The 18,750-nt window shown below is 47.4% G+C and carries 14 protein-coding genes; 13 read left to right on the forward strand and 1 reads right to left on the reverse strand.

Annotated elements, in window-relative coordinates; translation table 11 throughout:
* Positions 1-7: 7 nt before the first annotated feature.
* From ICN34_RS06130 to ICN34_RS06145, 4 genes are all read left to right on the forward strand, one after another.
* Positions 8-1,072 (forward strand): microcin C ABC transporter permease YejB, encoded by a 1,065-nt coding sequence (locus tag ICN34_RS06130; protein ID WP_192846863.1) that lies wholly within the window; start codon positions 8-10, stop codon positions 1,070-1,072.
* Positions 1,069-2,094 (forward strand): ABC transporter permease, encoded by a 1,026-nt coding sequence (locus tag ICN34_RS06135; RefSeq protein WP_072583477.1) that lies wholly within the window; start codon positions 1,069-1,071, stop codon positions 2,092-2,094. The genes ICN34_RS06130 and ICN34_RS06135 overlap by 4 nt, the downstream gene beginning before the upstream one ends.
* Positions 2,091-3,728, forward strand: coding sequence for an ABC transporter ATP-binding protein (locus ICN34_RS06140; RefSeq protein WP_072583478.1), 1,638 nt, complete (start codon positions 2,091-2,093; stop codon positions 3,726-3,728). Before ICN34_RS06135 ends, ICN34_RS06140 begins: the two co-directional genes overlap by 4 nt.
* Positions 3,729-3,865: 137 nt before the next feature.
* A complete protein-coding gene (locus tag ICN34_RS06145) occupies positions 3,866-4,513 on the forward strand; it encodes a C40 family peptidase (protein WP_072583479.1) in 648 nt (215 codons plus the stop codon).
* Positions 4,514-4,539: 26 nt separating this feature from the next.
* Here ICN34_RS06145 and ICN34_RS06150 read toward each other — a convergent pair whose 3' ends face one another.
* Positions 4,540-5,463, reverse strand: a complete 924-nt coding sequence (locus ICN34_RS06150; RefSeq protein ID WP_143143913.1) for a patatin-like phospholipase family protein — start codon at positions 5,461-5,463, stop codon at positions 4,540-4,542.
* Between the two features lie 186 nt (positions 5,464-5,649).
* On the opposite strand from ICN34_RS06150, the gene scpB reads away from it, so the two are divergent.
* From scpB to ICN34_RS06195, 9 genes are all read left to right on the forward strand, one after another.
* Entirely contained in the window at positions 5,650-6,378 is a 729-nt protein-coding gene (gene scpB / locus ICN34_RS06155) for an SMC-Scp complex subunit ScpB (protein ID WP_072583481.1), read from the forward strand.
* 6 nt (positions 6,379-6,384) lie between these two features.
* Positions 6,385-8,181 carry a pseudouridine synthase gene (locus ICN34_RS06160; protein WP_216121426.1) on the forward strand — a complete coding sequence of 599 codons (1,797 nt, stop codon included), beginning with the start codon at positions 6,385-6,387 and terminating at the stop codon, positions 8,179-8,181.
* 175 nt (positions 8,182-8,356) lie between these two features.
* On the forward strand, positions 8,357-8,848 hold the full coding sequence (rimP, locus tag ICN34_RS06165; RefSeq protein ID WP_072583483.1) for a ribosome maturation factor RimP: 492 nt from the start codon (positions 8,357-8,359) through the stop codon (positions 8,846-8,848).
* The gene (gene nusA / locus ICN34_RS06170) at positions 8,845-10,326 is read left to right on the forward strand and encodes a transcription termination factor NusA (protein WP_072583484.1); all 1,482 of its coding nucleotides are present in this window, start codon (positions 8,845-8,847) and stop codon (positions 10,324-10,326) included. Before rimP ends, nusA begins: the two co-directional genes overlap by 4 nt.
* 13 nt (positions 10,327-10,339) lie before the next feature.
* Entirely contained in the window at positions 10,340-13,099 is a 2,760-nt protein-coding gene (infB, locus tag ICN34_RS06175; protein ID WP_216121428.1) for a translation initiation factor IF-2, read from the forward strand.
* A gap of 5 nt (positions 13,100-13,104) precedes the next feature.
* On the forward strand, positions 13,105-13,485 hold the full coding sequence (gene rbfA, locus ICN34_RS06180; protein ID WP_072583486.1) for a 30S ribosome-binding factor RbfA: 381 nt from the start codon (positions 13,105-13,107) through the stop codon (positions 13,483-13,485).
* A gap of 3 nt (positions 13,486-13,488) precedes the next feature.
* Positions 13,489-14,400: a tRNA pseudouridine(55) synthase TruB gene (gene truB, locus ICN34_RS06185; RefSeq protein ID WP_216121430.1), complete on the forward strand. Its 912-nt coding sequence runs from the start codon at positions 13,489-13,491 to the stop codon at positions 14,398-14,400.
* A gap of 51 nt (positions 14,401-14,451) precedes the next feature.
* Entirely contained in the window at positions 14,452-16,269 is a 1,818-nt protein-coding gene (gene typA / locus ICN34_RS06190) for a translational GTPase TypA (protein WP_072583488.1), read from the forward strand.
* A 110-nt stretch (positions 16,270-16,379) separates the two neighbouring features.
* Positions 16,380-18,743 carry a Tex family protein gene (locus ICN34_RS06195; RefSeq protein WP_216121432.1) on the forward strand — a complete coding sequence of 788 codons (2,364 nt, stop codon included), beginning with the start codon at positions 16,380-16,382 and terminating at the stop codon, positions 18,741-18,743.
* The last annotated feature ends 7 nt before the right edge of the window (positions 18,744-18,750 follow it).

The raw sequence follows: 18,750 nt of genomic DNA on the forward strand, positions 1-18,750 counted from the left end.
AGGTCAAATGCGCGCCTATATTTTTAAACGTTTGCTTCTAATGATTCCGACAATCTTGGGGGTGCTAACTCTTACCTTTGCAGTAGTGCAATTTGTTCCAGGTGGTCCAGTAGAGCAAATGGTATTGGAGTTAAAAGGGAAGGGCGGTGCTGCAACAGGCGGCTCCGAGTCCTCCGGATCCGGATCAACCTATCGCGGCCGTCAAGGTGTCGATGCACAGCGTCTAGAGGAAGTTAAAGCCTTATACGGTTTCGATAAGCCGCCACTCGAACGCTATTTCATGATGTTGGGCCGCTTTGCCAGATTTGACTTGGGTGAAAGCTACTACCAACACGAAAGCGTTTGGACTTTAGTGGTCTCTAAGTTGCCAGTCTCGATCAGTATTGGACTGTGGACCTTCTTTATTACATATTTAGTTTCCATACCCTTAGGAATAGCTAAAGCAGTACGCGATGGCTCTCGCTTTGATGCCGTCACCAGCAGCATGATCTTGGTGGGTTATGCCATTCCTGGTTTTGTGCTGGGTGTCTTATTGCTGGTGCTGTTTGGTGGAGGCAGTTTCTTACAGTTATTTCCGCTACGAGGCCTTACTTCGGATAATTGGAGTGATCTGAGTTTGTTTGGCAAAGTCATGGATTACTTGTGGCATTTAGTGTTGCCGATTACCGCCTCTGTTTTGGGTAGTTTTGCAGTAGTGACTATGCTGACCAAGAATTCTTTTCTAGAAGAGATTCGTAAACAGTATGTTCTGACTGCACGAGCAAAGGGTCTTACCGAAAAGCAAGTGTTGTGGAAACATGTGTTCCGTAATGCACTCTTGCCTTTAGTAACGGGTTTCCCGGCAGCATTTATCGGCGCATTCTTTACTGGCTCACTGTTGATCGAAACATTATTCTCATTAGACGGGCTCGGTTTGCTTTCATACGAGTCCGTAATGCGTCGTGACTACCCAGTAGTCTTCGGCACTCTGTATTTATTCACCCTGATTGGCTTGTTTACCAAGTTAATCTCCGATCTTTGTTACGTTTATGTAGACCCACGCATTCAGTTTGGTGCAGGAGGCGGCTCATGAGTCGTTGGCAGCGCTTCAAGAATAGTCGCATGGGTTATGCAAGCTTATGGATCTTTATGGTCCTGTTTGGTTTATCGATGTGCGCCGAATTGATTGCGAATGACAAGCCTTTAGTGGTGCGCTATGAAGGCCATTTCTATTTTCCGATTGTGAAGAGTCAGCCAGAAACTGTCTTTGGTGGTGACTTTGCGACTCCAACTGATTTCTTAGATCCCGATATTCGTCAGAACATTACTAGTAATGGAAACTGGGCAATCTACCCGCCGATTCACTATAGCTATGAGACGCTCAATTATTTTTCACAAGTGCCTAATCCAGCACCACCTTCATGGGAGAACTGGTTGGGGACTGATGATCGTGGGCGCGATGTTTTGGCTCGTCTGATCTATGGTTTCCGCTTATCGATTCTTTTTGGTCTTGCACTAACGATTGTTGGCGTGAGTGTGGGCATCATCACTGGATCCTTAATGGGCTTCTTTGGAGGAAAGTTTGACCTAGTCTCTCAGCGCCTCATAGAAATCTGGTCAGCTATGCCAGAGCTGTACTTGCTCATCATTTTTGCCTCGATCTTTAATCCTAGCGTTTCCCTGCTGATTATTTTGTTAGCCGCTTTTGGTTGGATGGGTCTATCAGATTACGTCCGTGCAGAATTTTTCCGCAATCGCGCCCTGGAATATGTGCGTGCAGCAAGAGCATTAGGTTTAACCAATTTACAAATCATGTGGCGTCACATCCTGCCTAATAGCTTGACCCCAGTGATTACCTTTTTGCCATTTCGCATGAGTGCCGCCATTTTGTCCTTAACCAGTTTGGACTTTTTAGGCTTGGGCGTACCCCCGGGCACTCCAAGCTTGGGCGAACTGCTCTCTCAAGGCAAAAGCAATCTCGATGCCTGGTGGATCTCTCTATCAACCTTTGTTGTCTTGGTCGCAACTCTGTTGCTATTAACTTTTATGGGTGAAGCATTGCGTAATGCTTTTGATTCTCGTAAGGCTGGCGTAATGAGCGGAGGTCGCTCATGAGTTTGCTTCGTTATGAAGATCTGTGCATTTCATTTGGAACGGGTCGTCGGGAAAAGTTTGCAGTCAATCATCTTGATTTAGAAATCGGCATTGGTGAGCGTGTGGCATTGGTTGGGGAATCCGGCTCAGGTAAGACGCTGACTGCATTGGCGCCATTACGTTTAGAGCCCGAGGGCGCCAAAGTCTCTGGAAAGATTCTGTGGAATAAAAAAGATGGGAAGGGCACGGTAGATTTGCTCTCGATGTCTATCCAAGATATTCGGGAGATTCGCGGTCGTGAAATTGCGATGGTGTTTCAGGAGCCGATGACGGCCTTGAACCCGCTCTTTACTGTGGGCAATCAAATTATTGAAGCAGTGCAGATCTATCAACCTTTGATATCTAAAGCGGATTCGATTGATGCCGCGATTGATTTGCTTCGTAAGACGGGAATACCTGAGCCTGAGCGCCGCTTTCATTCTTATCCACATCAACTCTCAGGCGGCCAAAGACAACGCGCCATGATTGCGATGGCTTTGGCATGTAAGCCTCGGCTACTGATTGCCGATGAGCCTACGACAGCTTTAGATGTGAGCTTGCGTTTGCAAATCTTGGATTTACTCAAAGAGCTCCAAGAAGAATCTAAAGATCATGGCGGTATGGGCATTCTGTTGATCACCCACGATCTCAATTTGGTGAAGCATTTTGCACAACGTGTCGCTGTGCTCAATCAAGGTAACTTGATGGAGGCTGGGCCAACCAAACAAGTGTTTGAACATCCAGAGGATCCTTATACGCGCACCTTGGTCAATAGTGAGCCGGTACGCGACCCGGCACCTCTGATGCCATTAGCTCCAGTGTTGTTGAAAACAGAGGATCTCTCGGTTGCTTACCCGAGCGAAGAATCAGTCTCTTGGTTTAAAAAAGCGCCATCACATAAAGTGTTGAAAAAAGTCAGCTTTGCATTAAAGCAAGGACAGACCATTGGTGTGATTGGAGAATCTGGCTCTGGCAAAACCACCCTAGGTATGGCTGTGCTCGGTTTGCTAGGTGATTCAATGGCAGAAGTGACTGGCAATGTTGATGTGCTTGGCAGCGATTGGCAAAAACTCATGCCTATGGAGCGACGTGCGATGCGTTCTAGCTTGCAGGTGATCTTTCAAGATCCCTTTGGCTCGCTGTCACCGCGCATGAACGTATTGCAGATTATTTCTGAGGGATTGGATGTGCATTTTCCGAAACTATCTACTGCAGAACGTGAGACACGTGTAGTGGATATGCTTAAAGAGGTGGGTTTAGATCGTTCTGCGCTTCTGCGCTACCCCCATGAATTTTCTGGAGGACAGCGCCAAAGAATTGCGATTGCGCGTGCCTTAATTTTGCGCCCACAAATTTTGGTATTAGATGAGCCCACCTCGGCATTGGATGTCTCTATTCAAAAGCAGGTGCTTGCCTTATTGACCGAGCTGCAAAAAAAGTACAACTTAGCCTATCTCATGATTAGTCACGATCTAGCAGTCATTAGAGCAATGTCTCACGAAGTGATGGTTCTCAAAGGGGGCAAGGTGGTGGAATTTGGTGATACCGAAACCCTCATTAAGCATCCCCGTCAGATCTATACCAGGGAACTATTTGCAGCTGCAGAGTTGACTTAGATGGCGGATCAAACCCCCTTTGAATGGGCTAATTTGGTGCATGCGCCCTGATATAAAGCAATTTTATCATTATAAACAAAGACTTAAGCATAGAGTGAAGACTTGGTTAATTGAGGGTTCTTTGTTAAACTGATCCGATGTCATTGAAAAAAGCACTTCTTTTAAAACTGCTGGGCCTAGGTTTAGGCGCCATCATCTCTGTATCTGCCTATGCGGTTGATACGGCGGTAGAGGCATCTGCGGATGCTGTAGTTCCCAAAGAAAGCATGTTCCAAGCAGGGCGCTCCTACATTGCCCGAGTATCGGACCGCTTGGCCGATACCGTGACTGGCAAGTCAGACGAATTAATTAACCGCGCTATGGAAGTCATTGGCGTGCGCTATCGCTGGGATACAGAATTACCGCAGTCTGGATTAGATGGCAGTAGCTTTGTTGGCTACGTCTTCAAAGATAAGTTGGGATTCTTATTGCCACGCAAGTCAACGCAAATGAGTCGTGTTGGTAAGCCGATTACCCGTGAAGAATTGCAGCCAGGAGATCTCGTATTTTTTAATACGATGCGCCTCACTTTTTCTCACGTCGGAATTTATGTGGGCGATAACAAATTCATTCACTCACCTTCCAAAGGCACCAATGTTCGAGTGGATGATCTCGGTAGCCTCTATTGGGATAAACGTTTTGACGGGGCACGTCGTTTAGACGGTAGCGACAATCTCGATGACTCTGAGCGTCAAGAGCTTCTTAACGAAGTCAAAAATCTTAAGCGTAATTCACGCAGCCTTTAATCAAGCCCTCTGCAGCCTGATGGTTGCTAGCCTTTCAGCTTCTCTTTAATCAAACCCATTTGCTCTTGCGCCGCAGCTTCACCGGCGAGTATGGCGGCATTTCTGGATTTGAAATCACCGCTACCCATTTGCTTTAACTGCGGCTGAATCACGATATCAGCGCTCTTGAGTTCGTACTGATTGATGCTTCTCTGCATGATAGAGATGGTTTGTTGCAAAACACCTAAGGTTCCGCTGGCATCTTGATGAGCCGGCTCGGAAGAAATATTTACTGCAATGACTAAGGTTGCCCCCATCTGTCTTGCATAGCTGACTGGTACTGGTGCCACTAAACCGCCATCGACATATTCTTTGCCGCTGATCACTGCCGGCTGAAATACTCCGGGTACGCTGCAAGATGCGCGAACGGCTAAGCCTGTATTGCCTGTTCTAAATAGAACCCCTTGGCCAGATTGCAATTCAGTAGCAACAATTCCTAAGGGGATGCGCATTTGTTCAATCGATTTGTTTTGCACTTCTCGATTCACCATATTTTGCAGGGCATCACCCTTGATGAGTCCGCCAAATCGGCCAGCAAATGGGAGGCCCCAGTCGGCAATCGTGGCCTCATCTAGATTGAGGGCTAAGCGATTGAGATCATTCCCAGTGGCGCCTGATGCGAGTAGGGTGGCAATCACGCTACCAGCGCTACTACCAACAACAATATCGGGTCTGATGCCTTGGGCTTCTAATGCCTTGATGACGCCCACGTGAGCAAAACCTCGAGCTGCTCCAGCGCCTAGAACTAGGCCAACCACAGGTTTTTTACTCCCAACAAGGCTGCAAGAGCTCAAACCTACGCCCCCAAGGAGGGCGCCCATGCCAATTCCGAGGCCAAGGAGTCGACGGCGCTCCAAGGAATGGATGGCCTGAGGCCTGGATAAAGGGGGTTTTGTGGAATTCTTATGCATATGGCTATTGTATTGAGCCTACCTTATAATGGGCGCAAGGTGAACGAAAAGTACTTCGTTTCAGCGCGGGCATATCCCAAGAAGAATTGATGAGATGGATTGTCCGTAGTAGCTTGAGAACACCAAAACCCATTACTAAATACCTTTTAAAGCCTAGTCAGGATTACTCCTGGAAGCCCGAATTTTATGGACGATCACAATAAGCGCGTCATTGAAACAGCCCTCCTGTGCGCACAGGAACCACTCACCGTTGCTGATTTGTCTCGCTTATTTATAGAAGACATCACTACGGCAGATATCGATGAAGCATTAGTCGAGCTGCAACGCGCTTGGGATGACAAGGGTATGGAATTGGTGCATATCGCAACTGGCTGGCGTTTTCAAAGCCGTCTTTCGATGCGTGAGTACCTTGATCGCCTGACTCCAGAAAAGCCGCCGAAGTATTCACGTGCTGTTATGGAAACTTTAGCCATCATCGCTTACCGCCAACCTGTAACCCGTGGTGAGATCGAGGAAATCCGTGGTGTTGCTGTGAGTAGTAACGTAATGAAGCAATTAGAAGATCGTGGTTGGGTTGAGGTAATTGGTCATAAAGAAACTATTGGTCGCCCAGGCTTGTATGCCACCACCAAACAATTTTTAGATGATCTCAGTCTGACCAATTTACAAAGCTTGCCGATTTTGGAAGATGCGGCGCCAATGGCTGCTGCAGCGCAATTAGGTCAAGCGGTGATGGAGTTTGATCCATCTGCCACTGTTGAGACGGTAGTGATTGATGCGGATGCTCAAGAGGTGAGCGAGATTGACGAAGAGACAACTGAAGCCACTTTAGAAGAAGCCAGCATTGAGGTTTCTGAAGAAGAGGCTAATGAAGTTACCCCTGAGTCTGAAGACAACCCAGACGAAACAAAATAATAATTAATGACAAGCCCTAACGAAAACGATTCATCCCCGGTAGTAAATCCATCGGCAACCCCTTCTAATGCAGATGCTGCACCATCGAACTCGGATGGCCAAAAGTCTGAAGGCGGAGAGCGTGGTGAACGTCGCCCGCGCCGCCAAGGTGCCGGAGGTAGTAAACACCCATTTAATAAGAAGCGCCCATTTAATAAAGATCGGCCACGCCGTGAAGGTACTGATTCCAATGGTCCGCGCGAAGGCGGTAATAATCAAGGCAATAACCAATCTTCTAAATTAGCTCCCAATCCAGCTGAGAGTGAGGCTTTGTTTGCCTCAGTTGTCTCTGGTGAGTTTGACGCTGCTTTAGATGCTCCTGAAGTTGAGGAATTAAAAAATCCTGATAGTGTGAATGAGAATGAGGTATCTCATCAAACTGGTGCAGAGCGTCGCGCGCAGCGTGCACAACGCTCACGCGAAGATGAGGATTCAGATGCGCCAACGGATGAGGAAATGAGTAGTCTGCAGTTTGCGAACGTTGATGATCTCCCACTCAGTTTGCGTGATGAAGTTTGGTCTGACCTCGATGGTTTAGATGATGATGCTGATGATGAAGATACCGTTAAGTTGCACAAGGTATTAGCTGATGTTGGTATGGGATCCCGTCGCGATATGGAAGACTTGATTATTCAAGGGCGCGTATCAGTTAACGGATTACCAGCGCATATTGGTCAGCGTATTGGACCAACAGATCAAGTGCGTATCAATGGCAAACCTGTACATCGCAAGATTCAGACTAAGCCGCCGCGCGTGATCATGTATCACAAGCCGGCAGGTGAGATCGTTAGCCAGTCAGACCCAGAGGGTCGTCCAACCGTATTTGATCGTTTACCTAAACCGCGTCAAGGACGCTGGATCGCGGTAGGTCGATTGGACTTTAATACCGAAGGTCTTTTGTTGTTCACCACTTCTGGTGAGTTAGCAAATCGCTTAATGCATCCCCGTTACGGTGTCGAGCGTGAATACGCCGTGCGCATCTTGGGCGACTTGAGTCAAGAAAATACTTCGCTCTTAAAGAGTGGCATTACGCTCGATGATGGCCAAGCTAAATTCTTGCGCCTAGCGATGGGCGGCGGCGAAGGCGCTAACCGTTGGTATCACGTTGCATTAAGTGAGGGTCGTAATCGCGAAGTGCGTCGTATGTTCGAAGCAGTTGGTCATACAGTCTCTCGCTTGATTAGAACTCGTTACGGCATTTTCTTATTACCTCCACGCCTCCGACGTGGCAAATGGGAAGAGATTGAGGCTGGCGGCATCTATAACTTGATGAAGTCTGCTGGTTTAAAAATGCCACAGCCTCAAGATAAGGGCCGTGGCCCTAACCCTAATAATCGAGATCGTCGTCCAGTTGGAGAAGATTTCCAGCCGGATCCAATGCAAACCTCCGTTTCCTACTGGGGATCCCGTGATGCTCTAACCCTTGCTAGTGGCCATAACGGCCTAACGCATCAGGGTAGAGGTGGAAAACCTGGTGGCGGCAGTGGTTCTGGCGAAGGGCGTGGACCTTTCCGTGGTCGTACTCAAGGTGGCAGACCTGGACAGGGTGGTCAAGGCGGTCGAAGTGGGCAAGGCGGACAGGGTGGTCAAGGTGGTCAGGGCCAAAACCGCAGTAAAGGCAGCAAAGTTCACCACGGGCAGTCTGCTTTTGTGACGGGCAACCCCCAGAGTCCTGGAAATGGGCCTAAACGTAGCGCGCCAAAAGGGCGCAAACCCTTCAATAAAGGACCTAGAAAACCCCGTAATCCCGGCGAAAGCTTCTGATTTGTATCAGTTTTATGCCAAATAGGCTATAATTTTTTGGTCTTACAGCAGGTTTCTGCTGTATTTAGTAGTTACCGACTGATGTTGCGATCAACGTAAGTCGGCCTGTTCTGAATTTCAAGAATATGGGCTTTGAAGCCCATTTTTTTTTGCCATTTTGGTATGAGGGGATGTCGTGAAGGATCAGCAGGTTATTTCTGCAGAGCTGGAAAACTTGGGTTACACGCTAGTGGAGATAGAGCGTGAAGCCGGAGGATTGCTGCGCGTCACGATTGAAAACCCAGATTACGAACGCTTGATTTCTGTTTTGGATTGCGAGAAGGTGAGCCATCAATTGAGCTACACCTTGCCAGTTGAAAACATTCCTTATGAGCGTTTAGAAATTTCATCTCCAGGATTGGATCGTCCAGTGAAAAGTGCCGCTGATTATGAGCGCTTCGCTGGAATGCAAGTGGATTTGAAATTGCGCGTGGCAGTTGGCGGTCGCAAGAATTTTCGTGGTGAGTTACAAGGTTTGCTGAGTGGTGAATTGAATTCACCGGATGCAAAGTTTGGTTTGGTATTTGAGGGTGCTGATGGTCAGCCTTCTCAATTGGAGTTCTCTTTAGCCGAGGTCGATAAGACTCGGTTGGTCCCTGTTATTGATTTCAAAGGAAGAAAGTCATGAGCCGAGAAGTTCTCATGTTGGCAGACGCGTTAGCGCGTGAAAAGAACGTTGATCAAGCAATTGTGTTCGAGGCGTTGGAGATGGCTTTGGCCTCTGCGACCAAGAAGCGCTACGCTACAGAAGACGTGGATATCCGCGTTTCAATTGATCGTGAAACTGGTGAATACGAAACCTTCCGTCGCTGGTTGGTTGTGCCCAATGAAGCTGGTTTGCAAGAGCCGGACAAAGAGATTCTGCAATTTGAAGCCCAAGAGCAACTCGCCGACATGGAAGTTGGTGACTACATCGAAGAGGAAATTGAATCTTTAGCATTTGGTCGTATCGGCGCACAAGCTGCTAAGCAAGTCATCTTGCAGCGCATTCGTGACGCTGAACGCGAACAGATTTTGAACGACTACCTTGAGCGTGGCGAAAAAGTCATGACCGGTACCGTCAAGCGTGCCGACAAGAATGGCCTGATCATTGAATCCGGTCGTGTTGAAGCCTTGCTGCGTCGTGATCAAATGATCCCAAAAGAGAACTTACGCTCTGGTGATCGTGTTCGCGCCTATATTCTTAAGGTGGATCGCGAAGCACGTGGCCCACAAATCGAACTCTCACGTACTTGCCCAGACTTCTTGATTAAGTTGTTTGAGAACGAAGTTCCAGAAATGGAACAGGGCTTACTGGAGATTAAGGGCGCTGCCCGTGATCCTGGTGTGCGCGCAAAGATTGCTGTGATTACTTATGACAAGCGCATCGATCCAATTGGCACTTGCGTTGGCGTACGTGGTACACGCGTAACTGCTGTCCGTAACGAAGTAGCCGGCGAAGCGGTCGACATCGTATTGTGGTCTGAAGATCCAGCGCAATTTGTGATTGGTGCTTTGGCTCCAGCTCAAGTTTCATCAATCGTGGTTGATGAAGAGCGTCATGCGATGGATGTAGTGGTTGACGAAGAGAATTTGGCAATCGCTATTGGCCGTAGTGGACAGAACGTTCGTTTGGCGAGTGATTTGACTGGTTGGCAGATCAACATCATGACTCCTGAAGAGTCTGCTGAGAAAACTGAAAAAGAAGCTTCTTCTGTACGTCAATTGTTCATGGACAAGTTGGACGTAGACCAAGAAGTGGCTGATATTTTGATTGAAGAAGGTTTCAACACATTAGAAGAAGTGGCCTACGTACCATTGTCTGAAATGTTAGAGATTGATTCATTTGATGAAGATACTGTGAATGAGTTGCGTACCCGCGCTCGTGACTCTTTGTTGACCATGGAGTTGGCAAAGGAAGAGCGTATTGGTGAGGTTTCACAAGATTTACGCTCCCTGGAAGGAATGACTACAGAGCTGATTGCTAAGCTTGCTGACAATCAAGTACATACCCGTGACGACCTTGCTGAATTAGCTGTTGATGAGCTAGTTGAGGCGACACAAATTGACGAAGAAACTGCGAAAACGCTCATCATGAAAGCGCGCGAACATTGGTTTACTTCATGAGAGGAAGTAGTGCATGGCAACAACAGTAAAAGTACTCGCTAAAGAATTAAAACGTACCGCGCCAGACCTCTTGGAGCAGTTGAAGGCGGCCGGTATTGAAAAAGGTTCTGAGGACGATAGCATTACCGAAAAGGACAAAACTGTCCTGCTCGAGCATTTGCAAAAAGAACATGGCAGTGCAGATTCTGGCGCTCGCAAAAAGATTACTTTAATCAAGCGTGAGAGTTCAGAAATTCGTCAAGCGGATTCTGCTGGACGCACTCGCACGGTACAAGTTGAAGTTCGTAAAAAACGTGTGCTCGTTAAGGCCGGTGATAAGGCGCCTGAAGAGACTCCGATTCCAGTGGCTAAAGAAGTTGCTCCAGCAGCACCAGCTAAACCCATAATTTCTGAAGAAGAATTAGAGAAACGCGCAGCTGAAGCAACGCGCCAGGCTGAGTTATTGGCGCGTCAAGAAGCAGAAATGAAGGCCGCCGAAGAAGCACGTCAAAAAGAAGTTGCGGCTCCAGTAATTGCTAAAGAAGAAGCGCCTGTAGATGCAGCGCCGGCTGCTGCCGCAGCGGCAGCAGAGAAAAAGGCAGCAACAGATAAAGCCGCTAAAGATTTAGCGGCTAGCAAAGAAAAAGAATTAGCAGATATTCGTGTTCGTCGTGCTGCTGCTGAAGCTGAGGCTTTAGCAATCCGCGACATGATGAGCGCTCCTGCACGTGTTCTCAAAGCGCCAAGTGAAATTGCTGCTGAAGAAGCGAAAAAAGGTACTTTGCACAAGCCTGCAAAAGTTGAAGGTGCTGATGATAAGAAGAAGGCTGCTGCTAAAGTTGGCGGAAAGACTATTAAATCTTCCGAGACATCATCGACTTGGCAAGAAGAAGGCGCTAAGAAACCTGGTGGCCTAAAGACGCGCGGAGATTCTTCTGGTGGTGTTGGTGGTTGGCGTTCAGGCGGTGGTCGTAAGAAGCAACGTCAAATTGCTGAAGCGAACGTAGATACCAACTTCCAAGTGCCAACAGAAGCTATAGTGCGTGATGTTCATGTACCAGAAACCATTACTGTTGCTGAGTTAGCTCATGCAATGGCGGTGAAGAGTGCAGAAGTGATTAAGCTCTTGATGGGTATGGGCCAAATGGTCACCATCAATCAAGTGCTTGACCAAGATACCGCAATGATTCTTGTTGAAGAAATGGGTCACAAAGCCTTTGCTGCAAAATTGGATGATCCAGATTTAGATCTCGGTACAGATGGTCATGATGCGGAGTTGTTGCCGCGTCCTCCAGTTGTAACGGTGATGGGTCACGTTGACCACGGTAAAACTTCCTTGCTCGATAAGATTCGTGCAGCCAAAGTAGCTACTGGTGAGGCCGGCGGCATTACTCAGCATATCGGTGCTTACCATGTGGAAACTCCGCGTGGCATGATTACCTTCTTGGATACCCCGGGTCACGAAGCTTTTACGGCAATGCGTGCTCGTGGTGCTAAGGCGACCGATATTGTGATCTTGGTAGTTGCTGCTGATGACGGTGTGATGCCGCAAACAAAAGAAGCGATTCACCATGCGCTTGCAGGCGGCGTTCCAATTGTTGTGGCAATTAACAAGATTGATAAACCAGAAGCCAATTCTGAGCGCGTCAAAACTGAGTTGGTGGCAGAGCAAGTGGTTCCTGAAGAATACGGTGGCGATGTGCCATTTATTCCGGTATCCGCAAAAACTGGTGAGGGCATTGATGCCTTGCTAGAGAACGTGCTCTTGCAAGCTGAAATCTTGGAATTGAAAGCACCTAAAGATGCGCCAGCTCAAGGTTTAGTCATAGAAGCGCGTTTGGATAAAGGTAAGGGCCCTGTAGCAACCATATTGGTTCAATCAGGCACGCTCAAGCGTGGAGATATGTTGTTGGCAGGTTCAACCTACGGACGCGTACGCGCTATGTTGGATGAAAACGGTAAGCCATGTAACGAAGCCGGCCCATCTATCCCAGTTGAGATTCAAGGTTTAGGAGATGTTCCTGCAGCTGGTGAGTCAGTACAAGTGGTTCCTGATGAGCGTAAGGCTCGTGAGATTGCACTTTTCCGTCAAGGTAAGTTCCGTGATGTGAAGTTGGCTAAACAGCAGGCATTCAAACTTGAAACCATGATGGAAAACATGGAAGAAGGCGCCATTGAAGCCAAGTTATTGCCGTTGATCATCAAGGCTGACGTACAAGGTTCTCAAGAAGCTTTGGCACAGTCATTAATGAAGTTATCTACACCCGAGGTGAAGGTGCAAATTGTTCACGCAGGTGTTGGTGGTATTACTGAAACTGACGTGAACTTGGCAGTTGCTTCTAAAGCGGTTATTTTTGGATTCAATTCCCGCGCTGATGCAGCGGCTCGTAAGCTGGCTGAAAACAATGGTGTGGATATTCGTTATCACAACATTATTTATGACGCAGTGGATGAAGTGAAGTTAGCGCTGAGCGGCATGTTGACTCCAGATAAGAAAGAAGAAATCACTGGTCTCGTTGAGATTCGTCAAGTCTTCTTGGTATCTAAGGTTGGCGCTATCGCGGGTTGCTTGGTGGTTGATGGAATCATCAAACGCACATCTAGTGTTCGTCTCTTGCGTGACAACATCGTTGTTTGGACTGGCGAACTGGACTCTCTCAAGCGCTTCAAAGATGACGCTAAAGAAGTTCGTGCCGGTGTCGAGTGCGGCCTGTCATTAAAAGGCTATAACGACATTAAAGAAGGTGATCAGCTTGAGGTATTTGAAGTTACTGAAGTTGCACGTTCACTCTAAGCAATATGCATAAAACTAGCCCGCATCGTAACCAGCGTCTCGCCGATCAAATTCAGCGAGACCTGGCCGAACTTATTCCTCGCGAATTGCGCAGCCCGAGTTTGGGCTTGATTACTTTACAAAGTATTGAGCTCACACCGGATCTGGCCCATGCCAAAGTGTTCTTTACGGTTTTGGGTGCTGAGCCTGAGCATGCTTTAAAAGCGCTTCAAGAAAAAGCAGGGTATTTGCACTCACTCTTGTTTAAGCGTTTGCATATTCATACTGTTCCTACCTTACATTTTCACTATGACAGCTCAGTAGAGCATGGCATAGAAATGTCTCGATTGATCGATCAAGCCGTTGATAGTGATCGCAGCAGCGACCACAAAGACGAGACTAAATAGTTCATGTCAATACGGATCGACGGCGTAGTGCTGCTAGATAAACCTGCTGGAATGAGTTCACAGGGTGCCGTTACTGCAGTCAAGCGCGCCTTTAATGCTGACAAGGCTGGCCATACTGGTACTTTGGATCCAATGGCGACCGGCTTACTGCCTATCTGCTTAGGCGAAGCAACCAAGTATTCACAAGATTTGCTTGAAGCAGATAAGTCTTATATCGCTCGAGTAAAGTTCGGCTCACGCACTGATACCGGCGATGCTGAAGGTCTCATCATTGAAGAGTTGCCATTGCCTGTATTTGCAAGCGCAGTTGAAATCAAATCTGCATTAGATGCTTTACTTCCAAAATTTACGGGGCCGATATCTCAAGTGCCGCCAATGTATTCCGCACTCAAGCGTGATGGCAAACCTTTATATGAATACGCTCGCGCAGGTGTTGAGTTAGAGCGCACTCCACGAGATATCACCATTCACGTCATTCGCTGGACTGACATTGCTTGGCCCGAAGCTACGTTAGAAGTCAGCTGTAGCAAAGGAACTTATATTCGTGTTCTGGCAGAAGATATTGGTAATGCCCTAGGATGTGGCGCCCATTTAGTTGGCTTGCGTCGTACCGAAGTAGGGCATCTCAATCTTGAGCAGTCCTTTACGATTGAAGCGATACAAAGCGGCCTGCAAAATAGTGCTGACTACATATTGCCTGTTGATGCCTTGCTACAAACATTGCCACACTTAACAGTGGATGAGCAACAAGCGAAACGTCTTGAAATGGGGCAGCGTGTTCCGCTGAACTTACCTTCCATTGAAGCATTGGTACGCATTTATCGTGCGACTGCTGCTCCTCATAACTTTATTGGTACTGCTGATTGGCGTTCTGGTGTTTTGCATCCAAAGCGCTTAATTTCGCAGGCTCATTAATTAATCATTATTTATAACCCTTTTACTTATCTTTAACTCAAGAAGCTTCACATGACTAAACGCGCACTTCGTAACATCGCCATCATCGCCCACGTTGACCACGGAAAAACTACCTTGGTTGACCAACTCTTGCGCCAATCTGGCACATTCCGCTCAAATGAAAAAATGACTGAACGCGTCATGGACTCAAACGACTTGGAAAAAGAGCGTGGCATTACTATTTTGTCCAAGAACTGTGCAGTAGAGTATGACGGTACACATATTAATATCGTTGATACACCAGGACACGCGGACTTCGGTGGTGAAGTAGAGCGCGTACTCTCGATGGTTGACGGTGTATTGCTCTTGGTTGATGCGGTTGAAGGTCCAATGCCACAGACCCGCTTCGTTACCAAGAAAGCCTTGGCATTAGGTTTGAAGCCAATCGTTGTGATTAATAAGGTTGACCGTCCAGGCGCACGTTGCGACTACGTGATCAACGCAACTTTTGAATTGTTTGACAAACTAGGCGCCACTGAAGAGCAGTTAGATTTCCCGGTGATCTATGCATCAGGCTTGAATGGTTATGCAGGAGAGTCAGAAGATGTGCGTGAAGGTACTATGCGCCCCTTGTTTGATGCTGTTCTGAAGCACGTTCCTGTGCGTGATGACGACGCAGAAGGCCCCTTGCAATTCCAGATTTCTTCAATCGACTACAACAGCTATGTTGGCAAGATCGGTGTTGGCCGTATTAGCCGGGGCCGCGTGAAGTCAGGCATGGAAGTGGTCTGCATGAATGGTCCTGATGGCACGCCATTCAAAGGCCGTATCAACCAAGTATTAAAATTTAAAGGTCTCGAGCGAGAAATCGTTGACGAGGCGGTTGCTGGTGATATCGCCCTCATCAATGGTATTGAAGATTTGGCCATTGGTACAACAGTATGTGCGGTTGATAAGCCAGATCCATTGCCAATGCTCAAGATTGATGAGCCAACCTTGACCATGAACTTTATGGTGAACACTAGTCCATTGGCTGGTCGTGAAGGCAAGTTTGTAACTAGCCGTCAAATTCGTGAACGTTTAGACCGCGAATTGAAGGCCAATATGGCTCTGCGCGTAAAAGAGACTGATGATGACACCGTATTTGAGGTATCAGGTCGCGGCGAGTTGCATCTCACTATCTTGGTAGAGACCATGCGTCGTGAAGGCTATGAGATGGCCGTTTCCCGTCCACGCGTTGTCTTTCATGAAGAGAATGGCGTCAAAATGGAGCCGTATGAGAACTTAACGGTTGACGTAGAAGATGCCACTCAAGGTTCTGTGATGGAAGACTTGGGTAAGCGTAAGGGTGAGTTGCAAGATATGGTGAGTGACGGCAAAGGCCGCACCCGTCTTGAGTACCGCATTCCTGCACGTGGTCTGATCGGCTTCCAGGGTGACTTCATGACCATGACTCGCGGTAATGGTTTGATGAGTCACACATTTGATTCTTATGCTCCAGCGAAAGATGGCATTTTGGGTGAACGCCATAATGGCGTATTGATCAGTCAAGATGATGGCGAAGCAGTTGCCTATGCTATTTGGAAGTTACAAGATCGTGGTCGTATGTTTGTTAGCCATGGTGATCCTGTATACGAGGGAATGGTTATTGGTATCCATAGTCGTGACAATGACTTGGTTGTTAACCCAATCAAGGGTAAGCAATTAACCAACGTTCGCTCTTCAGGTACTGACGAAGCAGTTCGCTTGGTAACACCAATTGATTTGACCTTGGAATATGCGGTTGAATTCATTAGCGATGATGAGTTGGTTGAAGTAACGCCGAAAAGCGTACGTATCCGTAAGCGTCACCTGAAAGAGCACGATCGTAAGAAAGCATCCCGCGAGTAAGCTCTTTCCAGCTACACAACAAAAGTCACCTCCGGGTGGCTTTTGTTCTTCATTGAAATCAAAACTATAAATTAATCATTTATAAGTTAAATAAATAAAACTAGATATACATGCTGCCATCAATTGAACAACGCCTTGCCCAAGAACTTGCTGCTAAACCTGCTCAAGTAGCTGCTGCTATAGCCCTGATGGATGAGGGGGCTACCGTGCCATTTATCGCTCGTTACCGCAAAGAAGCTACCGGTGGCTTGGATGATACGCAGTTACGTTTATTGGAAGAACGTCTTAGCTATCTTCGTGAACTAGAGGATCGCCGCAAGACAATCGTTGCCTCCATTGAGGAGCAGGGCAAGATGGCGCCAGAGTTGCTGAAAGCCATAATGTTGGCAGAGGATAAGACTCGCTTGGAGGATCTTTACCTGCCGTATAAACCTAAGAGAAGGACTAAGGCACAAATTGCTTTAGAGGCTGGCTTAGAGCCCTTGGCAAATGACCTCCTCAATAATCCCAAGCTCGATCCTGAAACAGAAGCTGCAAAGTATCTGAAGGAGGCGTTCCAGGTCGATGGGACAGATAATCCTGGCGTTGCGGATACCAAGGCTGCGCTTGAAGGAGCACGTCAAATTTTGATGGAGCGCTTTGCAGAAGATGCAGCATTGGTGCAATCTCTTAGAGAGTATTTACAAGATCACGGTGTAGTCGAATCCAAAGTGATTGCTGGTAAAGAGCAAGAGGGAGAGAAGTTCGCTGATTACTTTGATTACTCTGAGCCGATTAAAGCCATTCCATCTCATCGTGCCTTAGCTTTATTCAGGGGTCGTCGGGAACAGATGTTAATGGTCAACCTGCGTCTAGATACTGAAGAAGAAAAGCCAAAATGGGATTCTCCTCACAATCCTTGTGAAAACCGGATAGCCAATCATTTCAAGATTAAAAACGAGGGGCGACCTGCCGATGCTTGGTTAGCCGATACTGTTCGCTGGACTTGGCGTATTAAGTGCTCACTGCATTTAGAGTCTGAGCTGATGACAGCGTTACGTGAGCGCTCAGAAACTGAAGCGATTAATGTATTTGCTCGCAACCTTAAAGCCCTCTTGCTGGCAGCGCCTGCTGGCCCAAGGGTAACTATCGGTCTCGACCCCGGCATGCGCACTGGTGTGAAAGTGGCCGTAGTGGATGCTACTGGAAAAGTAGTGGACACTGAAGTAATTTACCCGCATCAACCAAAAAATGATTGGGCTGGTTCATTACATGTTTTGGCTAAATTAGCTGAGAAGCACAATGCCACCTTAATCTCGATTGGTAACGGTACTGCATCTCGCGAGACTGATAAATTAGCCCAAGAACTGATTAAGGCTAAGCCAGAACTCAAACTCACCAAGATTGTTGTTTCTGAAGCGGGTGCTTCTGTTTACTCTGCATCTGAATATGCCTCAAAAGAATTGCCCGGGATGGATGTATCGCTCCGTGGCGCAGTATCGATTGCACGTCGCCTGCAAGATCCATTAGCCGAACTGGTAAAGATCGATCCTAAATCAATTGGTGTGGGTCAGTACCAGCATGATGTGATGCAAACCCAGTTGGCTAAATCATTAGTCGCAGTAGTTGAGGATTGCGTGAATGCTGTCGGTGTTGATGTGAACACGGCTTCAGCCCCATTGCTAGCACGGGTTTCCGGTTTAAGCTCAACAGTGGCTGAGGGAATAGTGGCCTATCGCGATAGCAAGGGTGCATTTAAATCGAGGGCGGATCTCAAGAGCGTTCCGCGACTCGGCGATAAAACCTATGAGCAAGCTGCTGGATTCTTGCGCATCATGAATGGCGATGATCCATTAGATGCTTCTGCAGTTCATCCTGAATCTTATCCTTTGGTAGAAAAGATTCTGAAGGATATTAAGAAAGGCGTTAAAGAAGTGATTGGTGATGCTAGTTTGCTGAAGTCACTTTCACCAGAAAAGTATGCTGATGGCCAATTTGGTCTGCCTACTGTTACTGACATTATTAAAGAATTGGAAAAGCCTGGTCGAGATCCACGCCCTGAATTTACTACTGCAACTTTTAAAGATGGTGTCGAGAAAATTAGCGACCTCAAAACGGATATGATTTTAGAAGGCGTAGTGACTAACGTTGCCGCCTTTGGTGCCTTTGTTGACATTGGTGTACATCAAGATGGCTTGGTGCATATCTCTGCTTTATCTAATACCTTCGTAAAAGATCCGCATAGCGTTGTTAAAGCGGGGCAGGTTGTGAAAGTCAAAGTGCTAGAGGTAGACGAAAAGCGTAAGCGTATTGCATTAACGATGCGCTTAAGTGATGAAGCCCCAAAGGAAAGCGCTAAGGCGGCAGCCAAAACTGAGCAAAGAGCCCCCAATCGCCCTAGGTCAACAGAAAACAGAAAACCACAGGAAGATAGAAGGTCGGCTGCGCCCATTAATAACGCCATGGCTATGGCATTAGCTAAGTTAAAAAAATAGCAGCTTA

Origin of the sequence: Polynucleobacter sp. Tro8-14-1, from assembly GCF_018881655.1 — a bacterium.
Taxonomy (GTDB): Bacteria; Pseudomonadota; Gammaproteobacteria; order Burkholderiales; family Burkholderiaceae; genus Polynucleobacter.